Origin of the sequence: Sphingomonas metalli (assembly GCF_014641735.1) — a bacterium.
GTDB lineage: Bacteria > Pseudomonadota > Alphaproteobacteria > Sphingomonadales > Sphingomonadaceae > Sphingomonas > Sphingomonas metalli.
In genome coordinates this window covers 153,078-176,466 of sequence record NZ_BMIH01000002.1, presented here as the reverse complement: position 1 = coordinate 176,466, position 23,389 = coordinate 153,078, and the positions used below count along the sequence as shown (strand labels likewise).

The following is a 23,389-nucleotide window of genomic DNA, read 5'->3' as shown; positions in this document are numbered from 1 at the left end:
CTCCGTCGCCTCCTCGGCAAAGCGACCGGGACTTTTCCCCGACGGCATCGTTCCTATGTCCGCCCGGCAACCCATGGCGCCCTCTTGCCTGCCGCATCAGAACGGAAGTAGAACGCGAATATGCTGACCAAAATTTCCGTCCGCGGCGCGCGCGAGCATAATCTGAAGGACGTCGACGTCGACATTCCGCGCGACACGCTGACGGTCATCACCGGCCTGTCGGGTTCGGGCAAGTCGAGCCTCGCCTTCGACACCATCTATGCCGAGGGGCAGCGGCGCTACGTCGAGTCGCTGTCGGCCTATGCGCGCCAGTTCCTCGAGCTGATGCAGAAGCCGGACGTCGATCATATCGAGGGCCTGTCGCCGGCCATCTCGATCGAGCAGAAGACGACGAGCCGCAATCCGCGCTCGACGGTCGCGACGGTCACCGAGATCTACGACTATATGCGCCTGCTCTGGGCGCGGGTCGGCATTCCGTACAGCCCGACCACGGGCGAGCCGATCGCGGCGCAGACCGTCAGCCAGATGGTCGACCGGGTGATGACCCTGCCCGAGGGAACGCGGCTCTACCTGCTCGCGCCGGTCGTCCGCGGGCGCAAGGGCGAGTACCGCAAGGAGCTGGCCGAGTGGCAGAAGGCGGGCTTCACCCGCGTCCGCATCGACGGGCAGATCCACGAGATCGACGACGCGCCGGCGCTCGACAAGAAGTACAAGCACGATATCGAGGTGGTGGTCGACCGGCTGGTGGTGCGCGAGGATATCGCGACGCGGCTGGCGGAGAGTTTCGAGGCGGCGCTGAAGCTGGCCGATGGCCTCGCCTATGTCGATCCCGCCGATCCGGTCGAGCCGCGCACCCCCGAAAGCGTGGTGCTGGGCGACCATGCGCCGCCGGGCCGGATCGTGTTCTCGGAGAAGTTCGCTTGCCCCGTCAGCGGCTTCACCATCGCCGAGATCGAGCCGCGGCTGTTCTCGTTCAACGCGCCGCAGGGGGCGTGCCCGGCCTGTGACGGGCTGGGCGAGAAGCTGATCTTCGACGAGGATCTGGTCGTTCCCAATCACGACCTGTCGATCAAGAAGGGCGCGATCGTCCCCTGGGCGAAGTCCAACCCGCCATCGCCCTATTACATGCAGGTGCTGGCGAGCCTGGCCAAGGCGTTCGACTTCTCGCTCGATACGCCGTGGCACGAGCTGCACCCGGAGGTGCAGGACAAGATCCTGTTCGGCACCGCGGGCAAGCCGGTGACGCTGACCTTCATCGACGGCAAGAAGAAGTACGACGTCAACAAGCCGTTCGAGGGGGTGATCGGCAACCTCAACCGCCGGATGCTCCAGACCGAAAGCGCGTGGATGCGCGAGGAGCTGGGCAAGTATCAGTCGAGCCAGGCGTGCGAGGTATGCCACGGCGCGCGGCTGAAGCCTGAGGCGCTGGCGGTGAAGGTGGCGGGGCAGGACATCGCCCATGCGACGCACCTGTCGGTGGTCGATGCGCTGAGCTTCTTCACCGATCTGCCCAACCATCTGGGCGACCAGCAGCGCGCGATCGCCGAGCGGATCCTGAAGGAGATCGTCGAGCGGCTCGGCTTCCTCAACAATGTCGGGCTCGACTATCTCAACCTCAACCGGACCAGCGGCACGCTGTCGGGCGGGGAGAGCCAGCGCATCCGCCTCGCCAGCCAGATCGGCAGCGGCCTGTCGGGCGTGCTCTACGTGCTCGACGAGCCGTCGATCGGGCTCCACCAGCGCGACAACGACATGCTGCTGGCGACGCTGCGCCGGCTGCGCGACCTCGGCAATACCGTGCTCGTCGTGGAGCATGACGAGGATGCGATCCGCACCGCCGATTATGTCATAGATATGGGGCCGGGCGCGGGCGTGCATGGCGGCGCGATCGTGGCGCAGGGCACGCTGAAGCAGCTGCTGAAGTCGAAGACGAGCATCACCGCCGACTATCTGAACGGCGTGCGGCAGGTGCCGGTGCCGGCGTTGCGGCGCAAGGGGACGGGCAAGAAGCTGACCGTCCACAATGCCCGCGCCAACAACCTGACCGGGGTGACCGCGAGCGTGCCGCTGGGCACCTTCACCTGCATCACCGGCGTGTCGGGATCGGGCAAGTCGAGCTTCACGATCGACACGCTGTTCGCCTCCGCCGCCCGCCAGCTCAACGGCGCGCGCATCCTGGCGGGCAAGCATGACAAGGTCACCGGGCTCCAGCATCTCGACAAGGTGATCGACATCGACCAGTCGCCGATCGGCCGCACCCCGCGGTCGAACCCGGCGACCTATACGGGCGCCTTCACCCAGATCCGCGACTGGTTCGCCGGCCTGCCCGAGGCGCAGGCGCGTGGCTACAAGCCCGGCCGGTTCAGCTTCAACGTCAAGGGCGGACGGTGCGAGGCGTGTCAGGGCGACGGCGTGCTCAAGATCGAGATGCACTTCCTGCCCGACGTCTATGTCACCTGCGACGTATGCCACGGCGCGCGCTACAATCGCGAGACGCTGGAGGTGAAGTTCAAGGGCCACTCGATCGCCGACGTGCTCGACATGACGGTCGAGGATGCCGCCGAGTTCTTCAAGGCGGTGCCGCCGATCCGCGACAAGATGGCGATGCTGGTCGAGGTGGGGCTGGGCTATGTGAAGGTCGGGCAGCAGGCGACGACGCTGTCGGGCGGCGAGGCGCAGCGGGTGAAGCTGGCCAAGGAACTGGCCCGGCGCGCGACCGGCAACACGCTGTACATCCTCGACGAACCGACTACGGGCCTGCATTTCGAGGACGTCCGCAAGCTGCTCGAAGTTCTGCACGCGCTGGTCGAGCAGGGCAATACGGTGGTGGTGATCGAGCATAATCTCGACGTCATCAAGACCGCCGACTGGATCATCGATCTGGGGCCGGAAGGCGGCGTGAAGGGCGGCGAGATCGTCGCGGTCGGCACGCCCGAAGAGGTGGCGCGCGAGCCGCGGAGCTATACGGGGCGGTATCTGGCGCCGCTGCTGGAGCGGGGGCGCGAGGCGGCGGAGTGAGCGCCTATCGCCCGGAGTTCGAGGCCGCCCTGCGCCTTTTCGCCCGCGCGAGCGAGGCGATGAAGGCACAGGGCTACGGCGTCCCGATCCTCGTGGGCGGCGGCGCCGTCGAACTCTATTCGAATAGCGCCATCACGACCGGCGACTTCGACATCGTCACGCCGCGGCAAGAGGAGTTCGAGCGGCAACTGGTCACTCTTGGTTTCGAGAAGCCGCAGGGCTTGGGGCATACGCCGCTTGGCTGGGTGCATCCTACCTTGCGGCTGGGCTTCGAGATCGTGTCTTCGACTTTGTACGACGGCATGGCCGATCGCGATCGCGTAGTCCTTGTCGATCTCGGTGACGATGGCGAGGCCGCGATCGTCGCTATCGAGGATCTGATCGCAGACCGCATGGGCCAATATGCCTCAGGCAGCGCGCCCGAAATGCTGGAACAGGCCAGACGGCTGTACCGGCTTCATGCCGACGCCGATCGCGGCTATATGGAAGGCCGCATCCGCCATGAAAGCGCAGGGGATTATGGTGTCTCCGATCTCGAACCGTAAGGCCATTCCCCTTGCCGAGTTCGCCGCCGATATCGAGCGGCGCCGGCAGGAGACGGGTATTACGGAGCTGCCGCGCAACAATGGCACGCGGCGCACGCCCAGCAAGCTGGCGATGCTGAACGCGTTGGACAAGCTTGGCGCAAAGTGGTGACACAGCGTCGCTGCGCCTCATCGACGCAAAGCCGGTAGCGCCTCCGCAGCCGGCGGCCGGCCTCAGGGCAGGCCGGCGGGAACGCCGTTCTCCTTCCACCGTTGGTCTGGCCGAACAGCAAAGGACAGGACCATGGCCGACACTCGCAAATCGCATCGCGCCGGCGGCAAGGGCCGCAAGGGCAAGGCGGCGTCCCGGCAGGACCGCACGGTTGGCGTGCAGCTGATCGCAGCGGCGGGGGCGGCGGTTGCACTCGGCGCTACGGCGCTGGCGGTGTTCTTCACCCGGCGCAAGGGCGTGACCAACCCCGCCGAACATGCCGTGCCCGACCTTGCCGCCGATGCGCCGGTGCCGGGCACCAACCGCGCGCCCGACGCCTTTCGCCCCGATCCGACCGCGCCGGTACCGCCCGAGCTGCGCGAGTCGCTACGGCCGGCGACCGGGCCGGCGCCGTCGCTCGCCGCCGATCGCGGTTCGACCATCCAGTAAGGAGGATCACCGGCATGACGACGCGCACCGGTTCGGCCCGCTATGACGGGCTCGGCAAGGACGGAAAGGGACATGTCAGCACCCAGTCGGGCGTGCTGAGCGACAGTCCCTATGGCTTCAACACGCGGTTCGAGGACGAGCCCGGCACCAATCCGGAGGAGCTGATCGCCGCGGCCCATGCGAGCTGCTTCACCATGGCGCTTTCCTTCGCGCTGGCAGGGGCGGGGCACGCGGACGGCACGCTGGAGACCAAGGCGGCGGTAAAGCTGGAGAAGGACGGCGCAGGGTTCAAGGTGACCCGGTCGGACCTGACCCTGACCGCCTCGGTACCCGGCATCGACCAGGCCGAGTTCGACCGGATCGCGCAGGAGGCGAAGGCGAACTGCCCGATTTCCAAGCTGTTGAACGCCGAGATCACGCTTCAGGCGAGCTTGACCTAAAGCAACTCCGGGCGGGGTTCGCGCATTGGAGGTCGATCCACAAACAGGAGAGGACCAATCGATGCGTATCCCCGCCCTTACCGCCGTCGCCGTTGCCGCGGCGACGCTCGTCACCGGCTGCACCGGCGACGGCTATGGCGTCGACCCGCGCTATCGCAGCTATCGCAGCTACGACTATAACCGCGCCGACCCGGCCTATGGCGGCTATTATGCCGATCGCTATTATGTCGATGACGCGCGCTATCGCGAGCGGCGGCTGTCGCGACGCGACCGCATCTATCGCGGGCAGAACGGCAATTACTATTGCCGGCGGACGGACGGCACGACGGGCCTGATCGTCGGCGGGGTCGCGGGCGGCGTGCTGGGCAATATCATCGCACCGGGTGGCTCGGAGCTGCTCGGCACCGTGCTCGGTGGCGCGGCCGGCGCCCTCGCCGGGCGCGAAGTCGACCGGAACAACGTGCGCTGCCGTTAAGACGTGAAGACGCGCGGGGCCGCGCCGTGCGGCGCCCGCGCCTTTCCGCACCGCACTGTTGCGGCGATCAGGTGAGCGAGGATTTCCGCGGGATTGTTTCCTCGGCCTGTGGCTGCCCCTTGTCGAGGGTATCGGACGGACGGCGGGCGTCGCCGTCCCGCTGGTGCTCGGTCGAGAGATTGGGGTCCTTCGTCTCTCGGGTCGGCTTGATCGGCTCGTCCATCGTCCATCTCCTCTGGTCGCGAGACCAACCATCGGCGGCCGCTCGCCGTTCCTGAACGTTGCCGCGCAACCCGTTACGATTGGCGACAGTTTAGCCAAGTCCATGGGACAGGGCGGTTACAGGCCCTTCCTATTTCAAGTGTCGGGCCGCCGGGAAGGCGGCCGCGTAATGGGAGTGACCATCATGAAGACCTTCACGATCACCGCCGCGATCGCCGCGCTGGCCGCCACCGCCATCCCCGGCGCCGCCAGCGCACAGCGCGGCTGGCAGCCGATCGCCCAGCGCCAAGCGAATCTCGACCGGCGGATCGAGCAGGGCATTCGCTCGGGCCGGCTGACCCGCCCGGAGGCGCGCCGCATCAATGCCGAGTTCAACCAGCTCAGCCGGCTGGAGGCACGGTATCGCAGCAACGGCCTGACGCTGCGCGAGCGCAACGACCTCGATCGCCGCTACGATGCGCTCAGCGCACGGATCCGGTACGAGAAGAACGATCGTCAGGACCGCCGCCGCTAAGCGAGGGACTGTCGAGATCGAGCCCGGCTTCGGGGATGACCCGGAGTCGCGGCGCGACGGCGCGGAGGGGTTCGACGAACTGCTTCGCGTCGCCGACGATCACGATGCTCGCCGGTCCGGGGTCGAGCAGGTCCTTCGCGACCGACGCCACGGAAGCCGGATCGACCGCTTCGATATTCGCAACATAGCGGCCGATCTCGGCCAGCGGCACGCCTTCGACCAGATGTTCGGACAGCAACCCCGCCATGCCGTCATTGGTCTCGATCGTGCGGCCGAATCCGCCGATCAGCACCGCCTTGCGCGTCTCCAGCTCTGCGGCGGGAACGGCTGCCGCCCCCATGCGGCGCATTTCCGACAGGATCAGCCCGGCGGCCTGTGCGGCCGTCGGGTTCTGCGTCTGCGTGCGGGCGGCAATGCTGCCGGGCAGCCGGCGCGCCTGAAGGCTGGACGAGGCGCCATAAGCGAGCCCGCGCTTGATGCGGATCTCCTGATTGAGCCGCGACGAGAAGCCGCCGCCCAGCACCGTGTTGCCGACGCTGAGAGCATAGTAGCGTGGATCGCTGCGGGTGATGCCGGGCCGGGCGACGACGACCGCCGCCTGCGGCGCCTCCGGCATGTCGATCACGATCGTCTGGGGCGGGCTGAAGGCAGCCGGGGCGAGCGGCGCGGAGGGCGTCGCCGTGCCGCGCTGCCAGCCGCCCAGCGACGCCTCGGCGAGACTGCGAGCGGCGGCGGGGTAGATGTCGCCGACCAGTACCAGCGTGCTCCGGTCCGGCGAGAAGGCGGCGCGCCACGCGGCCAGCACATCGTCGCGGGTAATTGCGGCGAGCGATCGGGGCGTTCCCTCCAGCGGCGTGGCATAGGGAGCCGTGCCGAATACCGCGCGCGTCGCCACCAGGCCCGCCAGCTGGGGCGGATCCTTCAGGCTTACGGTGACGCCGTCGAGCGTCTGGGTGCGCAGCCGCTCGATCTCTGCGGGGGCGAAGGCGGGATGGATCACCACGTCCGCCAGGATCGGCAGCGCGCGCGTCAGCTCGCCCGAGCGGACCGCGATGCTGACGATGCTGCCGTCCCGATCGGCGCCGCTGCCGATGCTGCCGCCCAGTGCCTCGACCGCCCGCGCGATGTCGGTCGCGGTGCGGGTGGTCGTGCCCTTGGTCAGCAGCGATGCTGCGAGCGCGGCGGTGCCGGCGCGACCCGGCGCATCCCCGGCCGCACCGCCGCCGCCGACGATGAGCGCGGTGACCAGCGGCAGGTCGTGCCGTTCGACGGTGACGAGCCGGAGGCCGTTCGCCAGACGCTGTTCGTCGATGCGCGGGGTGGCGACGGCCACCGCGGCGCCGGGCGGTGGTGGCGCGATCCGCTCCGCGGCGGAAGCGGGGGTGACCGTGTCGATATCGGCGGGCGCGGTCAGCGCGCGGGTAACGACGGTGGGGGCGATCGCGACACGGTCGCCCGTGGCGCCCGGTGCGGCGGGCAGATAGCGCAGCGTCGCCGCCCCGGCCGGCGCGAGATAGCGGCGCGCGACCCGTTGCACGTCGGCGGCGGAGACGCGCTGGATCGCGGCGAGCTGTGCCTCGCTGGCGCGGGGGTCGCCGGTCAGGAGCACGTCGCTGGCGAGGACCGACGCCTTGCCGTCCACCGTCTCGCGTTCGCGCAGGGCGGCGGTGACGAGTTCGTTCTTCGCTTCCGACAGTTCCTCCGGCGTCACCGGCGCGTCGCGCAGCCGGGCCACCTCGCGCATCAGCGCGGTCTCGCCGGCATCGGCGGACTTGCCGCCCGCCATGATCGCATAGGCCGCATAGACCCCGGTACCGGCGCGCAGATCGAGCGCGGTGGCGGCGCTGGTGGCGAGCTGGTCGCGATAGACCAGGCTTTCGTAGAGACGCGAATGCTCGCCGGTCGCCAGGATGGCGTCGAGCACCTGGAGCGCGGGCACGTCCGGATCGCGCGCGGGCGGCAGCTGCCAGCTCATCAGTACGGCGGGGAGGGGCGTATTCGGCTCCCGCACCGTGCGTCGTACCGGGGCGGTGCGCGGCGGCTCGGTGACCGTCACGCGCGGGATCGTCCCGGCGGGGCGGCGGATGGGCGCGAAATACTGGTCGACCCAGCGGTTCAGCTCGGCCGGATCGAAATTGCCGGCGACGACGAGGATCGCATTGTCGGGCCGGTAATAGGTCGCGTGGAAGGCGCGGACGTCCTCGATCGTCGCGGCATCGAGATTGCCGACATCGCCGATCACGCCGCGGGCATAGGGATGCCGGCTATAACTGATCGCAGGCAGATAGGTCTGGAAAAGCTTGCCATAGGGGCGGGCGAGGCCCTGGCGATATTCCTCCTTCACCACATCGCGCTCGGAGGCGAAGCTCTTCGGCTCCACCACCAGCGAGGCCATCCGGTCGGCTTCGGCAAACAGCAGGCGTTGCAGGTGGTTGGCGGGTACGACCTCGTAATAGTTGGTATAGTCGTCGCCGGTCGAGGCGTTGTTGAAGCCGCCGACATCCTCGGTCAGCCGGTCCATCTGCTCGGGGACGAGGTTGCGGGTCGCCTTGAACATCAGATGTTCGAAAAGATGCGCGAAGCCCGACCGGCCGCGCGGATCGTCGCGGCCGCCGACATCGTACCAGACCTGGATCGAGACGTTCGGCGTCGTCGTGTCGCGGATCGCATAGACGCGCAACCCGTTCGCCAGCGTCCGCTCGGTGAAGGCCAGCGGCTTGACCGGGGTGGCGGGCGGCACGTCCAGCGCGGCCCGGGTCGCGGCGAAGGCGGGGCTGGCGACGGCGGCGAGCAGTGCCGCGACGACCCGTGCCCTCACTGATCGTCGCGCTTACGGTTCGCGTAGAGGACGGCGGCGGCCACCGCTGCGGAGCCGATGCCCACGCCCAGTCCGATCTTGCCCAGCGGCCAGCGGCGCGCCTGCTCTGCGGCGGTATGCGCTGCCGCCTCGGCCTTGGACTTGGCTTCCTTGGCCGCGGCGAGGATCTCGTTGGGGGCGTCGTCGGTCCGGTCGGTCACGTCAGTCTCTCCTCAGCCGCCCGTATAGCGTGAGCGGAAGTCGTTGGCGAAAACGGCCAGTCGCCCGTCGGCGATCGCGGCGCGCAGATCGGCCATCAACGCCTCATAGAAGCGAATGTTGTGCTCGGTCATCAACATCGCGCCCAGGATCTCGCCGGCGCGGACGAGATGATGGAGATAGGCGCGGCTCCAGGTCGTGCAGACGGGGCAGTCGCAGGCGGCGTCGAGCGGGCCCTGATCCTCGGCGAAGCGCGCGTTGCGGATGTTGATCGGACCCTGCCGGGTGAAGGCCTGTCCGGTGCGGCCCGAGCGGGTCGGCATCACGCAGTCGAACATGTCGATTCCGCGCTCGACCGCGCCGACGATATCGGTCGGCTTGCCGACCCCCATCAGATAGCGCGGGCGATCGGCGGGCAGCTGCTGTGGCGCATAATCGAGGCAGGCGAACATCGCCTCCTGCCCCTCGCCGACCGCGAGGCCGCCGACCGCATAGCCGTCGAAGCCGATATCGATCAGCGCGTCGGCCGACGCCTTGCGCAGCCTCTCGTCCAGCGCGCCCTGCTGGATGCCGAAGATCGCGTTGTGGGCGGCATGGTCTCCGCCGGCGTCGAAGGCGGCGCGGCTGCGGCGCGCCCAGCGCATCGATCGCTCCATGGCGGCCGCCTGCACCTCGCGCGGGGTAGTGGTCGGCACCAGCTCGTCGAACGCCATGACGATGTTGGAGCCGAGCAGCCGCTGGATCTCGATCGAGCGCTCGGGGGAGAGGAGGTGGCGGCTGCCGTCCAGATGGCTCTTGAAGGCGACTCCGTCCTCCGACCGCTTGGTCAGTTCGGCGAGGCTCATCACCTGATAGCCGCCGCTGTCGGTCAGGATCGGGCGGTTCCAGCCCATGAAGCCGTGCAGCCCGCCGAGCCGCGCCACCCGCTCCGCGCCGGGGCGGAGCATCAGGTGATAGGTGTTGCCCAGGATGATGTCCGCGCCGGCCCGCTCGACATCCTGCGGCTTCATCGCCTTGACGGTGGCGGCGGTGCCGACCGGCATGAAGGCGGGGGTGCGGATCACGCCGCGCTCCATCGCGATCGTTCCCGTCCGCGCGCGCCCGTCGGTGGCGGCGATGGTGAAGGCGAAACGCGGGGGATCGGACGACATAAACGAAAAGGACGCTTCTGACGGGTCGCGGAGGGGAGAGGCGGGCGCGGAGCGCCGGCCGGGGGCGGACCAACGCTATCCGCCAGTCGTGTGCGGCTTGCAACGGGCTTTTGCCCGTCGACGCCGTCCGCGCCGCAGCCGATCCCCATCCGGTACGGTCGCGAGCGACTTCAGCCTCTGGCGGGCGTCGCCCCGGCTGCTACAACCATGGCGGGGTTTTTCGGGGAATAGGAATCTTGCGTCCAATGTTGCGCCGCGCGGTGATCGCGGGCTGTGTCGTCATCGCGCCCTTGGCTGCCATCCGGGCCCAGAATGCGGCGCCGGCCGCGAGTGAGCCGAGCCCGGCTGCCAAGACTCAGCTGCATCTCACCGCCGAGAACTTCTCGATGCTGCCGTCGGTGCAGCAACCCGCGCTGTCGCCCGACGGGAAGCGCTATGCGGCGCGGATCGCGATCAAGGGCAAGCAGTATCTCGGCATCGTGACCTTCGAGGGTAACAAGCTGCAGCTGGTCGAGTTGGGCGATATCGACCTGAACTGGTGGCGCTGGGTCGGCGACGACTGGGTGGTGATCGGGGTCGGCCAGATGCAGCCGGTGTTGCAGCAGGACATGTACTTGCGCCGCGCCATGGCCGTGCAGGTCGGCACGGGCAAGATTACCGCGATCTCGCCGCGCGACGCCGCGCAGCTGGCCGACGACATCATCTGGACGTCCAGTGACGGGCCGCCGCGCGTCATGGTATCCTACCAGACGTCGGTCTTCCTCAACGAGGAGGGGTTCTGGCCGCAGGTGCACGAAGTCGACCTAGCGACGGGCAAGCAGCGCAACGTCCAGCGCCCGGTCACCGAGGTGATGGGCTGGTATGCCGATGCCGACGGCACGGTGCGGATGGGCGTCGCGCATGGCAATGACGGTCGATCGACGCGCGTCTTCTACCGCGACCAGCCGGGCGCTTCGCTGCGCGTCATCGCCCGCACGGCAAGCCGCGACACCGGGCTGATGATCCCGGCGCTGTTCACCGCCGACCGTGGCAAGGCGCTGGCCATCGACGATGACGATGACGGCTACAGCGCCTTGTGGGAGCTGGACCTGGCGACGATGAAGCGCGGCAAGCAGCTTGCCGCAAGCAAGGGCTATGACATCGCCGGGATCGAGACCGACCCGTCCGGCCGCGAGCTGTGGGGCATCGACGTCAACGAAGCGCGATCGGAAGTGCGCTGGCTCAATCCCGACATCCAGGCCATGGCGCGCGAGGCGGCGGCGCTGGTCAAGGGAGGGCAGGTCGATATCGTCTCGGTCAGCCGCGACCGGCAACGGGCCATCGTGCTGGTCAGCGCCGCGTCCGCGCCGGGCCTCTACATGCTCTACGACCGCACCGCCAAGGCGATGGAGATGATCGACTTCGTCAATCCGGCGATCAAGATGCGCCGGCTGAACCCCGTCAGCACCCTGCGCTACACGGCGCGCGACGGGCTGGAGATCGCCGCGGTCCTGACGCTGCCGCGCGGGGCGTCCAAGAATCTGCCCCTGATCGTGATGCCGCATGGCGGCCCCTTCGCTCGCGACGGCGAGGAATGGGACTGGTGGGTCCAGTTCCTCGCCGATCGCGGCTATGCCGTGGTACAGCCGAACTACCGCGGCTCTTCAGGCTATGGCACCAACTTCACCCGCAAGGGGGAGGGGCAATGGGGCCTGGCGATGCAGGACGATCTGAACGACGCCATCGGCGCGCTGGCGGCGCGGGGCATCGCCGATCCGAAACGGGTCTGCATCGTCGGCGCCTCCTATGGCGGCTATGCGGCGATGCACGCTGCCGAGCGCGATCCCACCCTCTATCGGTGCGCCGTCTCCTATGCCGGCGTGTCGGACCTCAAGGCGATGCTGAGCTATGACGGCCAGTTCCTGAACGCGGGCGCGGGCAAGGACTGGCTTAAGAAGCAGGCCCCGGATCTCGCGGCGGTGTCGCCGATCAACCACGTCGCCGATTTCCGGATGCCCATCCTGCTGGTCCATGGCGTCAAGGACCGGCGGGTCCCCTATCGCCAGTCGAGCCTGCTGGCGCAGCGGCTGAAGGCGGCGGGCAAGGACGTGACCTATATCCAGCAGCCCGAGGCGGACCATCATTTCAGTCGCCAGCAGGACCGGCTCCAGTTCCTGGAAGCCATGGAGGCTTTCCTGAAGGCGCATAACCCGGCCTGAGGGGAGCCATTCCTGCTCCCCGAACGTCGCCCGGCGAAGGCTGGGGCCTTTGGCGATTAGGGCGCTGCGGATCGCTGAAGATCCCAGCCTGCGCTGGGATGACGTTTCCGGGATTGGCGAATCGTCAACGTCCGCCCTTGCGCCGCTCGCCGGTGGGCGGTCGCGGTGCGGTGGGGCCGTTGCGGTCGGCCGGGGTGGCGCGCACGGTCAGTGTCTCGCTGCGGCTGATCGCGCCGTCTCGATTGGCGTCGAAGCGCGAGAAGAGCTTGGCGAAATGCGCCTGCAGCTCGTCCAGCGTGATGCGGTTGTCGCCGTCTCGGTCGACGTCGAAGGGACTGGGCAGGGCGTTGCGATCGCCCAGCCATTTCTCCGCCCAGTCCGCGAACTGGATATAGCCGAGCGAGCCGCGATGCTGGGTGTCGATCGCCTCGAACGAGTGGCGCACGCCCTCGATCATCTCGCTTCGCGTCGTCTCGCCGTCGCCATCGGCGTCCAGCGTCGCGATCATCATCGCCACCGGCTCGATCACCATCGTCGCCGGCGTCTGGCCGAACGGGGTGGCCGGCGCCCGAACAACGATGTCCGATCCCGGCGGCGGCGTGGCGGCGGCCTGCAGCAGCAGGAGCGCGGCGACCATCATCGGCGGACCCCGTTACGGGGCGATCCCATCATACGCACATCGTACTCCCCCAGAGCCAGTGGCCCGGAACGAGCCGCCGCTATGCCGCTCGCGGCCCCGGTCAGGCAACCGCTTTCGCGCGCCGCCCGAACGCCAGCACCGCCCGGTCGACCAGCCAGACAGCCAGGATCGAGAGGCCGAGAAGCGGCAGGACCAGTCCCGCGGCGAGCAGGATCGCGACGGCGCCGCCGAGCCGCGCTGCCCCTTCCCGTGGCGGCGCGGCCAGACGCCCGGCGGGCCGGCGCTTCCACCACATGGTCACGCCACTGACGACGAGGAGGACGATGCCGATGCAGGGCACCAGCATCACGACCTGGTTCGCGCGCCCGAAATAATTTCCCATGTGAAGCTGGACGCCGATCTCGATCGCCCTGGCCGCGGGGCCGTAATCCGCGAAGCCGACCTGACGGATCAGCCGGCCGGTATAGCGGTCGAAATAGAGGCTCCGCTGCCCCTCGGGCCGGTCGGGATAGGTATAGGCGGTATAGACGCCGGTCGGCCCGGCCGGAGGAAACAGCCGATAGCCCCCGGACAGGCCATGCTCGCGGGCCAGCGTCGCAGCGATCCGGTCGAGCCCGGCGATCGCGGCGGCGTCGACCCGCCCCGATGCCATCCCGTGGGCGGCATGGCCGCCGGAGCCGGAGACCGGCATCGGCATCGGCTCCAGCGTCCAGGGCGCGGTGCCCAGTGCGGTCTTCATCGGAACGCTATGCGGGGCACCGGCGGTGGCATGGGAGGCCGGATAGCCGATGCCGAGGGCGGCGCTGCTCCGCTGGAGCAACGGACCCTCCACCCCCGCCCAGGGCAGGCCGGTCAGGAGCAGGAAGCCGATCAGCGCGATCGTCCACACACCGGTGCTGGCATGCAGGTCGCGCCAGAAGACCCGTCCCCTCGCGGTCCAGCGCGGATAGAGCAGACCGGCAAGCCCCCGCCGCCCGCGCGGCCACCAGAGATAGAGGCCGGTGGCGATCAGCACGAGCGCCCAGCCGGCGGCGAGCTCGACCAGAACCTCTCCCACCTGCCCCAGCATCAGCGAGCCATGGACGGTGTCCGCGATGCCGACCAGCGTGCGGATGTAGACGAAGCGACCGATCACCCGGCCGCTGCCCGGATCGACCGCCACCCTTTGCGGCGGGCCGTGGGTGGCCGTGACGAAGACCAGCGCAGGCCGGTCGCGCGCGGCGGGCATGTCGATCCGGGTCGCGTTGCCCGGCACCGCGGCGAGGGCCGCGGCGACGAGGCGTGACGGGGGCAGTGGGGTGACGACCGCAGGGACGAAGCGCCGCGCCGGGCTGAATGCATCCTCGATCTCGTCGTTGAACAGGTAGATCGCGCCGGTGACGCTGAGGATCAGCAGGAACGGCGCGACGATCAGCCCGGCATAGAAATGCCAGCGCCAGATTGCGCGATAGGCGCGGGCGGTATCGGCGGGCGTGGTGGAGGCCATGCTGCGTCCCTTTCCCTCAGAACCGGCTCGACAGGGTGACGTCTACCCCGCGCGGCGCGCCGACATAGACCTGCTGCTCGCCATAGCCCGACCAAAAGGCATAGAAGCGGTTGGCGAGATTGCGTCCGCGCACGGCCAGCGTGGCGTGGCCGAGGCGGTAGCTGACTGCCGCATCGAGGAGCGTATAGCCTGCCACCCGCACCCGGTCGGCCGGGCTGGTATAGAGGTCGCCGACATGGCGGATCGCGCCGCTGATCGTCAGCGGCAACGGGTCCGCGGTCCAGTACAGGGTAAGATTGGCCAGCCGCTGCGGCACATTGGGTGGCCGGTTTCCGGCCAGATCGACCCCGCCGGCGCCGGTCAGCCGGTCGTAGCGGGCGCGGAGCAGCGCGCCGTTGGCGTCGAAGCTCCAGCGGCGGGACAGGGCGCCGGTCGCCGCCAGCTCGATCCCGCGCGAGGACTGGACGCCGCCCTGGACCTGGACCGACGGGCGGGCGGGATCGCGGGTGAGGATGCCCGACTGGCGGATCCAATAGCCGGCCGCGGTCAGGGTCAGGCGGTCGCCGAGCAGCTTCGTCTTGACCCCGCCCTCGAGCGAATCGCCCCGGGTCAGGTCTACGCTGGCACGCACCACATTGGCGAGAAGCAGCGAGCCGACCGGCGTCACCGCATGGCTGTATTGCGCGTAGAGCTGCGTGGCGGGCGTGACGCTGTACACGCTGCCGAACCGTCCGGAGAGGGCGCTATAGTTGCGCCCGAAACGGGTGGTGGTCGCTGCGTTCAGGTCATCGACCTGCCGGCGCAGCGCGATCCGGTCGTAGCGTAGCCCGCCCAGTACCAGCCAGCGGTCGGACAGGTCGACCGCATCCTCCGCGAACAGCGCCCAACTGCTGACCCGCGAGGTGAAGTTCGCGCGATTGCCCGTGCCGGGATAGTTGGCGGCGGTGTCGATGGGGAACAGCCCGCGGATCGGATCGATGAGGGTAACGGGGCTGGTCTCGCCGAAGCGACGCAGCGTGGTGAAGCGGGTGCGATTGTACTCCGCGCCGAGGTTGATCCGGTTGCGCAACCCGGCGAGCCGGACCGCGCCGGTCAGGAATCCGCGGTTCGACCAGCTGTCATGATCGTGCCAGATCTTGGTCGTCGTCCGGTCGAGCAGGCCGCTCGCGGGATCGAAGGTGAAATCCTCCGAATTCTCCCATTCGCGCTTGCCGTGATAGACATGCGCCTCGTCGGTCAGCAGCCAGCCCTCGCCCAGATCATAGGCGACCCGCCCCCGACCCCAGACGCTGTCCGAATCCATGCGCCCGTCCAGGACATTGTAGTTCTCGTCGCGCATCGCCCGGTCGAGCACATAGCGATTGGCGCCGGTGACGCGGCCGGACGGATCGCGCGCGGCGGCGGCCGGCACGAGCGGTACGCCTTGATAGGGCGTGCGATTGCGATCCTGGAACGCGTCGATCGCCAGCAGGATCGTCAGGCGGGGCGCGGGGGCGAGGAGGAGGCTGTTGGTCGACTGGATCGTGCGGGTCCGCGTGTCCGCGACATAGCCGTCGCTGCGCGACAGGCCGAGATCGCTTCGCACCGCGGCCCCTCCGCCGAGCGGCAGGTTGAGCCCCGCGCCGAGCCGCACGGTGTCGAAGCTGCCATAGCTGGCGAGCGCGTCGATATGGGCGGCATTAGGATCGGGCTTGCGCGGGACGAGGTTGATCGCGCCCGCCAGTGCGCCATCGCCATAGAGGATCGAGGCGGGGCCCTTGAGCACCTCGACCCGCTCGAAGTTGAAGCTGTCGTAGTTGCGGTTGAGGATCGCCGAATCCGCCACCCGCATTCCGTCGAACAGGTAGGAGACCGCGCCGGTGGAAAAGCCGCGGATGGTGGCGCTGGCGGGCTCGCCGGGCAGCAGCCCCGCCACGACGCCGGGTACGCTGTCATAGATTTCGACGGCCGATCGCAGGCCCTTGGCCTCGATCTGCGTGCGGGTGACGCTGTCGATCGTCGCCGGTGTCTCGCGCGCGGTGAGGCCGGTACGGCTGGCAACCGGGGCAGGCCGGTCCAGCCCCGCGTCGTCGCGCTCGCCGGTGACGAGGATATCGGGGCCGGCATCGCGCGTCTGCGCGGCGGCGGGATGGGGCAGGAGCAGGCACGACGCCGCAGCGCCGGCCAGGGACGGGAAACGGAACATGGATACAGACTTTCGCTCGCGGGTCTCTTCGACCCGGGCCACTCCGACATGCACGGCCGACGGTCCCCGTTGTCAGGGCGGCCGCAGTGTGTCGGAGCGATGCAGGGCGCCCGTGCGCGGCGGCGCGGGCAGCGGTCAGACGCGTGCGGGCGGTCCGCGCAGGGGGGGACGCAACCACAGCCGCGCCACGGGGGAGAAAGGCGCATCGGGTCCGAGACCCGCCGCCATGACATGAGCGATCTGGGCCGCGAGCAGGACCGGCCCCGCTGCCCCGAGCGTCGCCACACCGAGCCCGGCAAAGGCGCAGGGCATGTCGGGCCGCCCGTCATGCTCGCCGCCCCGGTCTTCCTGGCCGCCGTGATGCATGGCGGACATGCCGGGCAGCGCCATCGCGATGCTGCGCGGCTGCGTACCCGAGCAGATCTGGATCGTTACGCGGCCATGGTCCTGGCCGACCATATAGCCATTCGGCACGAGCAGCCGCACGAACAGCGTCAGCGCGCACAGGAGCGCGGCGAGGTGCGGGTTCGCGATCAGGCGGCGGCAGACGTGCACCGCCCGCGCCTACCGCGCCCGCAACCCCCTGTCACCAGCAGGACGCGTGATGTCGATCAGGGGATCAGCAGCGATGCGTCGCCATAGGAATAGAATCTGTACTCCTGCGCGATTGCATGGGCGTAGGCGGCCTTGATCCGGTCGATCCCCATCAGCGCCGAGACCAGCATCATCAGCGTCGAGCGCGGCAGGTGGAAGTTGGTCATCAATCCGTCGACAGCGCGAAAGCGGTAGCCGGGCGTGATGAAGATCGCCGTATCGCCCTCGAACGGCCTGATCGTCCCGTCCGCGCCCGTCGCGCTCTCCAGCAGGCGGAGCGAGGTGGTGCCGACCGCGATCACCCGGCCGCCGCCGGCGCGCACCGCGTTCAGCCGATCGGCGGTGGCGCCATCGATCCGCCCCCATTCGGCGTGCATGCGATGGTCTGCCGTATCCTCGGCCTTGACCGGCAGGAAGGTGCCCGCGCCGACATGCAGCGTCAGCGTCTCGTGCGCGATCCCCGCATCGGCAAGGGCCGCCATCAGTTCCGGGGTGAAGTGCAGCGCCGCGGTTGGCGCGGCCACCGCGCCGGGCTCGTTGGCGAACATCGTCTGATAGTCGTCGGCGTCGCGCGCGCTGATCCCGCGCTTCTGCGCGATATAGGGCGGCAACGGCATCGTGCCGGCCCGCTCGAGCAGCAGCTCGACCGGCTCGTCGCCGGCAAAGTCCAGGGCCCAGCTGCCATCCTCGCCCCGCGCGGTGCTAATCGCGGACACGCCCGCGCCGAAGTCGATCGCGTCGCCGTTGCGCAGGCGTTTGGCGCCCCGGACGAAGGCGCGCCAGCGACGGGCGCCTTCGCGCTTGTGGAGCGTCGCCGCGATCCGGGCTGCGCCCCGCGTTCCGGACAGCTGGGCCGGAATGACGCGCGTGTCGTTGAAGACCAGGCAGTCGCCCGGCCTTAGGCTGGCCGGCAGGTCGCGCACCGTGCGGTCGTGCAGGCCGGCCGCATCGACGACCAGCATCCGCGCCGTATCGCGCGGCTGGGCGGGATGGAGCGCGATCCGGTCGGGCGGCAGGACGAAGTCGAAGAGATCGACCTTCAACGGCGGGGCTGCGCCGGCTTTGCTGCAGGAGCCTTGCGGGCGGCGGCGGCCGGCGCGGCCTTCTTCGGCGCAGCGGTGCCGGCCGGCGCGCCGGTGCCGGGAAGCGTCACCGGCGCGCCCAGATCGGCGGGCGGCGGCGGCGGGGCGGCGACATAGGCCGGCGGATTGTCCGAGGCGATAAAGGCGTGGAGGATGCGGCTGGGGTTCTGCGGCGGCTCGCCCCGCTCGATCGAATCGACATATTGCATGCCGTCGATCACCCGGCCGAACACGGTGTACTTCTTGTCCAGCGCGAGCCGCGGCTGGAAGACGATGAAGAACTGGCTGTTGGCGCTGTTCTTGTCGTCGGCGCGCGCGGCGGAAACCGCGCCGCGGACATGCGGGAGATAGTTGAATTCGGCCGGAACGTTCGGCAGCGTCGAGCCGCCGGTGCCGTCGCCCTTGGGATCGCCGCCCTGCGCCATGAAGCCGTCGATCACCCGGTGAAAGGTCAGTCCGTCATAGAAATGCTGACGGGTCAGCGTCTTGACCTGTGCGACCATCTTCGGCGCGACATCGGGGCGCAGCCAGATCGTCACCCGGCCGCCGGTCGACAGATCGAGCAGCAGCAGGTTTTCCTTGTCGGTCATCGCGGGCGGCTCGGCCCGGGGAGCGGGCGCGGGCGGCGGGGCGGGCGTGTCCTTCTTGGCGGCGAGCGCGGGTGAGGCGAGACAGGCGGCAAACGCGAACAGACCGGCAAAAAGACGCATGGAGTTCCACTCTTGGGGGATCGCGCCGCGCTTTAGAGCAATTCGCGGCTTGCGCCAAACTGAACGTTCGTCGACGGAACGATCCGTCGGATGGGGGCTGAATCTTTGGAGAAGCTCCATGACGACCTTTCATTCGTCACCCAGCGCAGGCGAAGCCTTTGCGCTAGTCGCCCCCGTCATGCCGGACGTGTTCCGGCATCCACGGCACCGCAAGCGCACAAGCCGTTGATCCCGCGGAACGGTGGATCCCGGAACGGGTCCGGGATGACCATTGAAATCGGCGATGTCGCGACCTTCACCTATGTTCCGCCTGGGGGCGAGTGACGACCGAAGTAAAGGTAAGGAAATAGCGCAGATGGCCGTCGGCCGGCCTTCACCGCGGCGGCGGGAGCCAATCGGTCGCGATGGTCGCGTGGCGGTCGACGAAGCCGGTGAAGCCGACCAGCGCCGCCTCGTCGCAGATGCGGATGCGGCGGCCGTTGCGGGCGATCATCCCACGCTCCTCCATCTCGCGCATCGTGCGGTTGACGTGCACCTTGGTCAGGCCGAGCGCATCGCCCAGATCGGTCTGGGTCAGCGGCAGGTCGAAGCTGTCGACCACCCCGCCAGCGGTCACCCGCAGCCGCGCGAGCATGTCGAGGATCAGCGTCGCCAGCCGCTGGATCGCGTTCATCCGGCCGATCGACGTCAGCCGGTCGGCCATCGCCATCGCCTCCGCAGCTGCGACGGCGTAGAGAAGGCCCGCGATGCGGCCATGCTGCGCGAGGAGCGCGCCGAGCTGCTTCTTGGAAATATCGCTGACGATGCAGTCACTGACCGCGGTCAGCGTGGTCGGCGCCCTGGCCCAGGCGATCGAGCTGTTGTCGACCAGATCGCCCGGATAGTGAAAGCTCAAGATCTGCCGACCGCCGACGGGCGGCCGCACCGACGAGTGGAGCCAGCCCTGCTGGACGACGAACAGCGAGTCGACCGGACCGCCTGCGTCGAGCAGCGCCTCTCCGGCGATCAGCTTGCGCCGCGGACCCTGCGCCGCCTCGATCGCGGCGGCCTCGGAGGCGGTGAGCGGCAGATAATGCGACAGCCGGATGGTCAAGGCACTACGCGTGCCGGCCGGCGAGGAGAACGGCATGCGGCACGTCATGCCACGGTCATTTTGCCCCCGCAACGGTGGCGGACGGCGACCATCGCTTTTTGTACGGTCGCCGTCGTCTACACCTAAAAATCAGCCCTCGCCGATATAGTTCTTCAGCTCGTCGCCGGTCAGCTGCACGACATGGACGACGTTGGTCGAGCCCGGCGTGCGGAAGGGGACTCCCGCCATCACGACCACGCGGTCCCCGGCCTTCGCCATGCCGTGGCGCAGCGCCATCCGCTTCGACTTGGCGACCATCTCCTCGAACGATTCCACGTCGCGGGTATGCACCGCATGGGTGCCCCAGAGCAGCCCGAGCCGCCGCGCCGTCTCCGCGCGCGGGGTGAGGACGAGGATCGGCACCGACGGCCGCTCGCGCGCGATCCGGCGCGCAGTCGAGCCGGAGGAGGTGAAGCAGATGATGCAGCTCGCCGAGACCGTCCGCGCGATGCCCTTCGCCGCCTCTGCCAGCGCGTCGGCGGTGGTGGGGTCGGGACGCATCACGGTGAAGTGGACGCGGTCGCCATGCGCCGGATCGCTTTCGACCGACTGGCCGATCGCGTTCATCATCGCGACCGATTCCACCGGCCAGTCGCCCGCCGCGCTCTCCGCCGACAGCATGATCGCGTCGGCACCGTCATAGATGGCGGTCGCCACGTCCGACACCTCGGCGCGGGTCGGCGAGGGCGACTTGATCATCGACTCGAGCATCTGGGTCGCAACCACGACCGGCCGGCCCATCCGCCGCGACACCTCGACGATGCGCTTCTGGAGCGGCGGCACCTGCTCGGGCGGCAGTTCGACGCCGAGGTCGCCGCGCGCGACCATCACGCCGTCGCACTGCTCGACGATCTCCTCCAGCCGCTCGATCGCGGCGGGCTTCTCGATCTTGGCGAGAAGCGCAGCGTTGCCCTTGATCAGCCCGCGCGCTTCCATCAGGTCTTCGGGGCGCTGGACGAACGACAGGGCGATCCAGTCGACACCCTGTTCCACCGCGAAGGCGAGGTCCGACCGGTCCTTCTCGGTCAGTGCGGCCATCGGCAGCACGACGTCCGGAACGTTGAGCCCCTTGTTGTTCGACAGCGGGCCGCCGACCTCGACCAGCGTCTCGATCCGGTCGGGGCCGTGCTCGGCCACGCGCAGCACCAGCTTGCCGTCGTCGAGCAGCAGGCGCGCGCCCGGCTCAATCGCCTCGAAGATCTCACGATGCGGCAGCTCGACGCGGGTCGCGTCGCCCGGGGTCGGGTCGCGGTCGAGGACGAAGGTCGAGCCCGTGACCAGCTCGACGCGGCCATCGGCGAATTTGCCGACGCGCAGCTTCGGTCCCTGCAGATCGGCGAGGATCGTGGTCGGGCGGCGGAAGCGGCTTTCCAGCGCGCGGATCGCCTGGATCACCGGGATCTTCGACTGCTGGTCGCCATGGCTCATGTTGATCCGGAAGGCATCGGCGCCCGCCTGGAACAGGGTCGCGATCATCTCGGGCGAGTTGCTGGCGGGGCCGAGCGTCGCGAGCACGCGGATCTTGCGCGAGCGGGGGGCAAGGGCCTTGGTCATGGATACGAGCGTTTCCTTGGGGGATGCAGGGCGCTGTCTAGCCGCTATTGGGCCGGGATCAACCTCGGAGCATACGAATGGACCCGCTTGACCATATCGACGACGCCGTCGCCGCCGCCGCCTTTCGCCGCCTGGTGCGGCATCTGCGCCACCGCACCGACGCGCAGAATGTCGAGCTGATGGGCCTGGCCGGCTTCTGTCGCAACTGCCTGTCGGACTGGGTCGGCGAAGCCGGCGGGCTCGACCGCGAGACCGCGCGCGAGGCGATCTACGGCGTGCCCTATGCCGAATGGAAGGCGCGGCATCAGACCGAGGCGACGCCCGAGCAGCTGGCGCGGATGGCCGAGAGCGTGAAGAGGAACGGTTGAGGCTCAACGCCCTTGCCCGTTTGCCAATAGCCTCTATCCCTTAGCGGATCGGGCCGGGCTGAAACCGGCGATGGGGGGATGGACATGATGCTGCGCACGATCACCGCCGCCGCGCTGCTGGCGCTCGCCGCTCCGGTGGCGGCGCAGCTCGCCCCGCCGGCCTCTCCGGTCACCTACATCCTGGCAGGGCAGCTGCTCGACCGTCCGGGCGAGCGGCCGCGCGGCGCGAGCACGATCGTCGTGCGCGACGGCCGCATCGCCGAGGTGCGCGACGGCTTCGCGACGCCGGAGGCAGGGGCGACGGTGATCGACCTGCGGGATAGGTTCGTGCTGCCCGGCCTGATCGATGCCCATGTCCATCTGCTCGGGATCGGCGGCGACCCGATGCGCGCGCGGCTGACCGCGCTGAATACCGAGCCGGCGGACGACATACTGTACGGCGCGGGCAATGCGCGGGCGACCCTGATGGCGGGCTTCACCACGGTGCGCGATTTGGGCGGGGATGCGCGCGGGATCCGCGCGCTGCGCGATGCGATCGACCGCGGGGACGTCGACGGGCCGACGATCGTCAATGCCGGCATGCCGATCTCGGTGACGGGCGGCCATGGCGATCCGCTGAACGGCATCGCCGAGCCCTATGCGCACGCGATGGCCGGCTCGGTGGAGAATACGTGCGACGGCGTCGATGACTGCCGCCGTGCGGTGCGCCGGCAGGTCGGGCTGGGCGCGCAGGTGATCAAGTTGACCGCGACCGGCGGCGTGCTGTCCAACGTGTCGGGCGGGCTCGGCCGCGCGTTCACGCCCGAGGAGATGCGCGCGATCGTCGAGACGGCGCATGGCCTGGGGCGCAAGGCCGCGGCGCACAGCCATGCCGCGGACGGGACCAAGGCCGCGCTGATCGCGGGCGTCGACTCGATCGAGCATGGCAGCTTCCTCGACGACGAGGCGATCGCGCTGCTCAAGAAGACCGGCGCCTGGCTGGTGCCGACCGAGATCGCGCCTGTCGCCGCGCTGGCGCAGGCGCGCAGCGGCGCGCTGCCGCCCGCGACGATCCCGAAAGCGGAAGCGGCCGCGGCGGCGATGGTCGACAGCCACCGGCGTGCCTTCAAAGCAGGTGTCAAATTCGCCTTCGGCACCGACTCCGGCGTGTCGAAGCACGGCGACAATGCGCAGGAATTCGCGCTGCTCGTCGAGAGGATCGGCATGACCCCGATGCAGGCGATCCGCACCGCGACGGTCGCCGCGGCGGATCTGCTCGGCCAGTCGGACCGGCTCGGCACGATCGTACCGGGGAAGGCGGCGGATATCATCGCGGTCAGCGGCTCGCCGCTCGACGACGTGCGGCGGCTGGAGAAGGTCGAGTTCGTCATGCACCGCGGCTTGGTCGCCAAGGCGCCGAAGGTCGGCTGAGCCCGGAAC

At 69.2% G+C, this 23,389-nt stretch carries 22 protein-coding genes; 10 read left to right on the top strand and 12 right to left on the bottom strand.

Features of this window, described 5'->3' with window-relative positions; all coding sequences use genetic code 11:
• The first annotated feature begins 120 nt into the window (after window positions 1-120).
• From uvrA to IEX18_RS06980, 6 genes are all read left to right on the top strand, one after another.
• The gene (gene uvrA / locus IEX18_RS07005) at window positions 121-3,018 is read left to right on the top strand and encodes an excinuclease ABC subunit UvrA (RefSeq protein WP_188658025.1); all 2,898 of its coding nucleotides are present in this window, start codon (window positions 121-123) and stop codon (window positions 3,016-3,018) included.
• Window positions 3,015-3,563, top strand: coding sequence for a hypothetical protein (locus IEX18_RS07000; protein WP_188658024.1), 549 nt, complete (start codon window positions 3,015-3,017; stop codon window positions 3,561-3,563). The genes uvrA and IEX18_RS07000 overlap by 4 nt, the downstream gene beginning before the upstream one ends.
• On the top strand, window positions 3,538-3,714 hold the full coding sequence (locus IEX18_RS06995) for a hypothetical protein (RefSeq protein ID WP_188658023.1): 177 nt from the start codon (window positions 3,538-3,540) through the stop codon (window positions 3,712-3,714). Before IEX18_RS07000 ends, IEX18_RS06995 begins: the two co-directional genes overlap by 26 nt.
• A 132-nt stretch (window positions 3,715-3,846) precedes the next feature.
• Window positions 3,847-4,203 carry a hypothetical protein gene (locus IEX18_RS06990; protein ID WP_188658022.1) on the top strand — a complete coding sequence of 119 codons (357 nt, stop codon included), beginning with the start codon at window positions 3,847-3,849 and terminating at the stop codon, window positions 4,201-4,203.
• 14 nt (window positions 4,204-4,217) lie between these two features.
• Window positions 4,218-4,643: an OsmC family protein gene (locus tag IEX18_RS06985; RefSeq protein WP_188658021.1), complete on the top strand. Its 426-nt coding sequence runs from the start codon at window positions 4,218-4,220 to the stop codon at window positions 4,641-4,643.
• A gap of 61 nt (window positions 4,644-4,704) precedes the next feature.
• Window positions 4,705-5,118, top strand: a complete 414-nt coding sequence (locus tag IEX18_RS06980; RefSeq protein WP_188658020.1) for a glycine zipper 2TM domain-containing protein — start codon at window positions 4,705-4,707, stop codon at window positions 5,116-5,118.
• A gap of 67 nt (window positions 5,119-5,185) precedes the next feature.
• Here IEX18_RS06980 and IEX18_RS06975 read toward each other — a convergent pair whose 3' ends face one another.
• Window positions 5,186-5,341 (bottom strand): hypothetical protein, encoded by a 156-nt coding sequence (locus tag IEX18_RS06975; protein WP_188658019.1) that lies wholly within the window; start codon window positions 5,339-5,341, stop codon window positions 5,186-5,188.
• 183 nt (window positions 5,342-5,524) lie between these two features.
• On the opposite strand from IEX18_RS06975, the gene IEX18_RS06970 reads away from it, so the two are divergent.
• The gene (locus IEX18_RS06970; RefSeq protein WP_188658018.1) at window positions 5,525-5,854 is read left to right on the top strand and encodes a hypothetical protein; all 330 of its coding nucleotides are present in this window, start codon (window positions 5,525-5,527) and stop codon (window positions 5,852-5,854) included.
• On the opposite strand, the gene IEX18_RS06965 is transcribed toward IEX18_RS06970, so the two are convergent.
• Genes IEX18_RS06965 through tgt form a run of 3 tightly spaced genes read right to left on the bottom strand, consistent with a single transcriptional unit; the run spans window position 5,802 to window position 10,021 of the window.
• A complete protein-coding gene (locus IEX18_RS06965) occupies window positions 5,802-8,672 on the bottom strand; it encodes a M16 family metallopeptidase (RefSeq protein WP_229664425.1) in 2,871 nt (956 codons plus the stop codon). The genes IEX18_RS06970 and IEX18_RS06965 overlap by 53 nt on opposite strands.
• A complete protein-coding gene (locus IEX18_RS06960) occupies window positions 8,669-8,872 on the bottom strand; it encodes a hypothetical protein (protein ID WP_188658017.1) in 204 nt (67 codons plus the stop codon). The genes IEX18_RS06965 and IEX18_RS06960 overlap by 4 nt, the downstream gene beginning before the upstream one ends.
• Window positions 8,873-8,884: 12 nt before the next feature.
• Entirely contained in the window at window positions 8,885-10,021 is a 1,137-nt protein-coding gene (gene tgt, locus IEX18_RS06955) for a tRNA guanosine(34) transglycosylase Tgt (RefSeq protein WP_188658016.1), read from the bottom strand.
• Between the two features lie 245 nt (window positions 10,022-10,266).
• Between tgt and IEX18_RS06950 the strand changes: the two genes are divergently transcribed.
• On the top strand, window positions 10,267-12,219 hold the full coding sequence (locus IEX18_RS06950) for an alpha/beta hydrolase family protein (RefSeq protein WP_188658015.1): 1,953 nt from the start codon (window positions 10,267-10,269) through the stop codon (window positions 12,217-12,219).
• 124 nt (window positions 12,220-12,343) lie between these two features.
• Here the strand turns inward: IEX18_RS06950 and IEX18_RS06945 are convergent, their stop codons facing one another.
• The 8 genes from IEX18_RS06945 to pyk form a co-directional block, all read right to left on the bottom strand.
• Window positions 12,344-12,859: an EF-hand domain-containing protein gene (locus IEX18_RS06945; protein ID WP_229664424.1), complete on the bottom strand. Its 516-nt coding sequence runs from the start codon at window positions 12,857-12,859 to the stop codon at window positions 12,344-12,346.
• Between the two features lie 100 nt (window positions 12,860-12,959).
• On the bottom strand, window positions 12,960-14,345 hold the full coding sequence (locus IEX18_RS06940) for a PepSY-associated TM helix domain-containing protein (protein WP_188658014.1): 1,386 nt from the start codon (window positions 14,343-14,345) through the stop codon (window positions 12,960-12,962).
• A 16-nt stretch (window positions 14,346-14,361) separates the two neighbouring features.
• Window positions 14,362-16,530 (bottom strand): TonB-dependent receptor, encoded by a 2,169-nt coding sequence (locus IEX18_RS06935; RefSeq protein ID WP_188658013.1) that lies wholly within the window; start codon window positions 16,528-16,530, stop codon window positions 14,362-14,364.
• Window positions 16,531-16,665: 135 nt separating this feature from the next.
• On the bottom strand, window positions 16,666-17,085 hold the full coding sequence (locus IEX18_RS06930; protein ID WP_188658012.1) for a DUF2946 family protein: 420 nt from the start codon (window positions 17,083-17,085) through the stop codon (window positions 16,666-16,668).
• A 56-nt stretch (window positions 17,086-17,141) separates the two neighbouring features.
• Window positions 17,142-18,167 carry a tRNA preQ1(34) S-adenosylmethionine ribosyltransferase-isomerase QueA gene (queA, locus tag IEX18_RS06925; RefSeq protein WP_188658011.1) on the bottom strand — a complete coding sequence of 342 codons (1,026 nt, stop codon included), beginning with the start codon at window positions 18,165-18,167 and terminating at the stop codon, window positions 17,142-17,144.
• On the bottom strand, window positions 18,164-18,916 hold the full coding sequence (locus tag IEX18_RS06920) for a peptidylprolyl isomerase (protein ID WP_188658010.1): 753 nt from the start codon (window positions 18,914-18,916) through the stop codon (window positions 18,164-18,166). Before IEX18_RS06920 ends, queA begins: the two co-directional genes overlap by 4 nt.
• A 373-nt stretch (window positions 18,917-19,289) precedes the next feature.
• Complete coding sequence (locus tag IEX18_RS06915) at window positions 19,290-20,057, bottom strand: Crp/Fnr family transcriptional regulator (RefSeq protein WP_188658009.1); 768 nt, start codon at window positions 20,055-20,057, stop codon at window positions 19,290-19,292.
• Between the two features lie 81 nt (window positions 20,058-20,138).
• Window positions 20,139-21,602: a pyruvate kinase gene (pyk, locus tag IEX18_RS06910; RefSeq protein ID WP_188658008.1), complete on the bottom strand. Its 1,464-nt coding sequence runs from the start codon at window positions 21,600-21,602 to the stop codon at window positions 20,139-20,141.
• Between the two features lie 77 nt (window positions 21,603-21,679).
• Here pyk and IEX18_RS06905 point away from each other — a divergent pair, with 77 nt between their 5' ends.
• Complete coding sequence (locus IEX18_RS06905; protein ID WP_188658007.1) at window positions 21,680-21,970, top strand: DUF1244 domain-containing protein; 291 nt, start codon at window positions 21,680-21,682, stop codon at window positions 21,968-21,970.
• Between the two features lie 84 nt (window positions 21,971-22,054).
• Window positions 22,055-23,380, top strand: a complete 1,326-nt coding sequence (locus IEX18_RS06900) for a metal-dependent hydrolase family protein (protein ID WP_308419328.1) — start codon at window positions 22,055-22,057, stop codon at window positions 23,378-23,380.
• Window positions 23,381-23,389: the final 9 nt, after the last annotated feature.

Excerpts from the sequence above, each read along its gene's own strand:
- IEX18_RS06945 (WP_229664424.1), bottom strand. The coding sequence starts at position 12,859 with ATGATGGTCGCCGCGCTCCTGCTGCTGCAGGCCGCCGCCACGCCGCCG.
- IEX18_RS06940 (WP_188658014.1), bottom strand. The coding sequence starts at position 14,345 with ATGGCCTCCACCACGCCCGCCGATACCGCCCGCGCCTATCGCGCAATC.
- tgt (WP_188658016.1), bottom strand. The coding sequence starts at position 10,021 with ATGTCGTCCGATCCCCCGCGTTTCGCCTTCACCATCGCCGCCACCGAC.
- pyk (WP_188658008.1), bottom strand. The coding sequence starts at position 21,602 with ATGACCAAGGCCCTTGCCCCCCGCTCGCGCAAGATCCGCGTGCTCGCG.
- IEX18_RS06970 (WP_188658018.1), top strand. The coding sequence starts at position 5,525 with ATGAAGACCTTCACGATCACCGCCGCGATCGCCGCGCTGGCCGCCACC.
- IEX18_RS06920 (WP_188658010.1), bottom strand. The coding sequence starts at position 18,916 with ATGCGTCTTTTTGCCGGTCTGTTCGCGTTTGCCGCCTGTCTCGCCTCA.
- IEX18_RS06995 (WP_188658023.1), top strand. The coding sequence starts at position 3,538 with ATGGTGTCTCCGATCTCGAACCGTAAGGCCATTCCCCTTGCCGAGTTC.
- IEX18_RS06935 (WP_188658013.1), bottom strand. The coding sequence starts at position 16,530 with ATGTTCCGTTTCCCGTCCCTGGCCGGCGCTGCGGCGTCGTGCCTGCTC.
- IEX18_RS06980 (WP_188658020.1), top strand. The coding sequence starts at position 4,705 with ATGCGTATCCCCGCCCTTACCGCCGTCGCCGTTGCCGCGGCGACGCTC.
- IEX18_RS06950 (WP_188658015.1), top strand. The coding sequence starts at position 10,267 with ATGTTGCGCCGCGCGGTGATCGCGGGCTGTGTCGTCATCGCGCCCTTG.
- uvrA (WP_188658025.1), top strand. The coding sequence starts at position 121 with ATGCTGACCAAAATTTCCGTCCGCGGCGCGCGCGAGCATAATCTGAAG.
- IEX18_RS06915 (WP_188658009.1), bottom strand. The coding sequence starts at position 20,057 with ATGACGTGCCGCATGCCGTTCTCCTCGCCGGCCGGCACGCGTAGTGCC.
- IEX18_RS06975 (WP_188658019.1), bottom strand. The coding sequence starts at position 5,341 with ATGGACGAGCCGATCAAGCCGACCCGAGAGACGAAGGACCCCAATCTC.
- IEX18_RS06985 (WP_188658021.1), top strand. The coding sequence starts at position 4,218 with ATGACGACGCGCACCGGTTCGGCCCGCTATGACGGGCTCGGCAAGGAC.
- IEX18_RS06900 (WP_308419328.1), top strand. The coding sequence starts at position 22,055 with ATGATGCTGCGCACGATCACCGCCGCCGCGCTGCTGGCGCTCGCCGCT.
- IEX18_RS06990 (WP_188658022.1), top strand. The coding sequence starts at position 3,847 with ATGGCCGACACTCGCAAATCGCATCGCGCCGGCGGCAAGGGCCGCAAG.
- IEX18_RS06905 (WP_188658007.1), top strand. The coding sequence starts at position 21,680 with ATGGACCCGCTTGACCATATCGACGACGCCGTCGCCGCCGCCGCCTTT.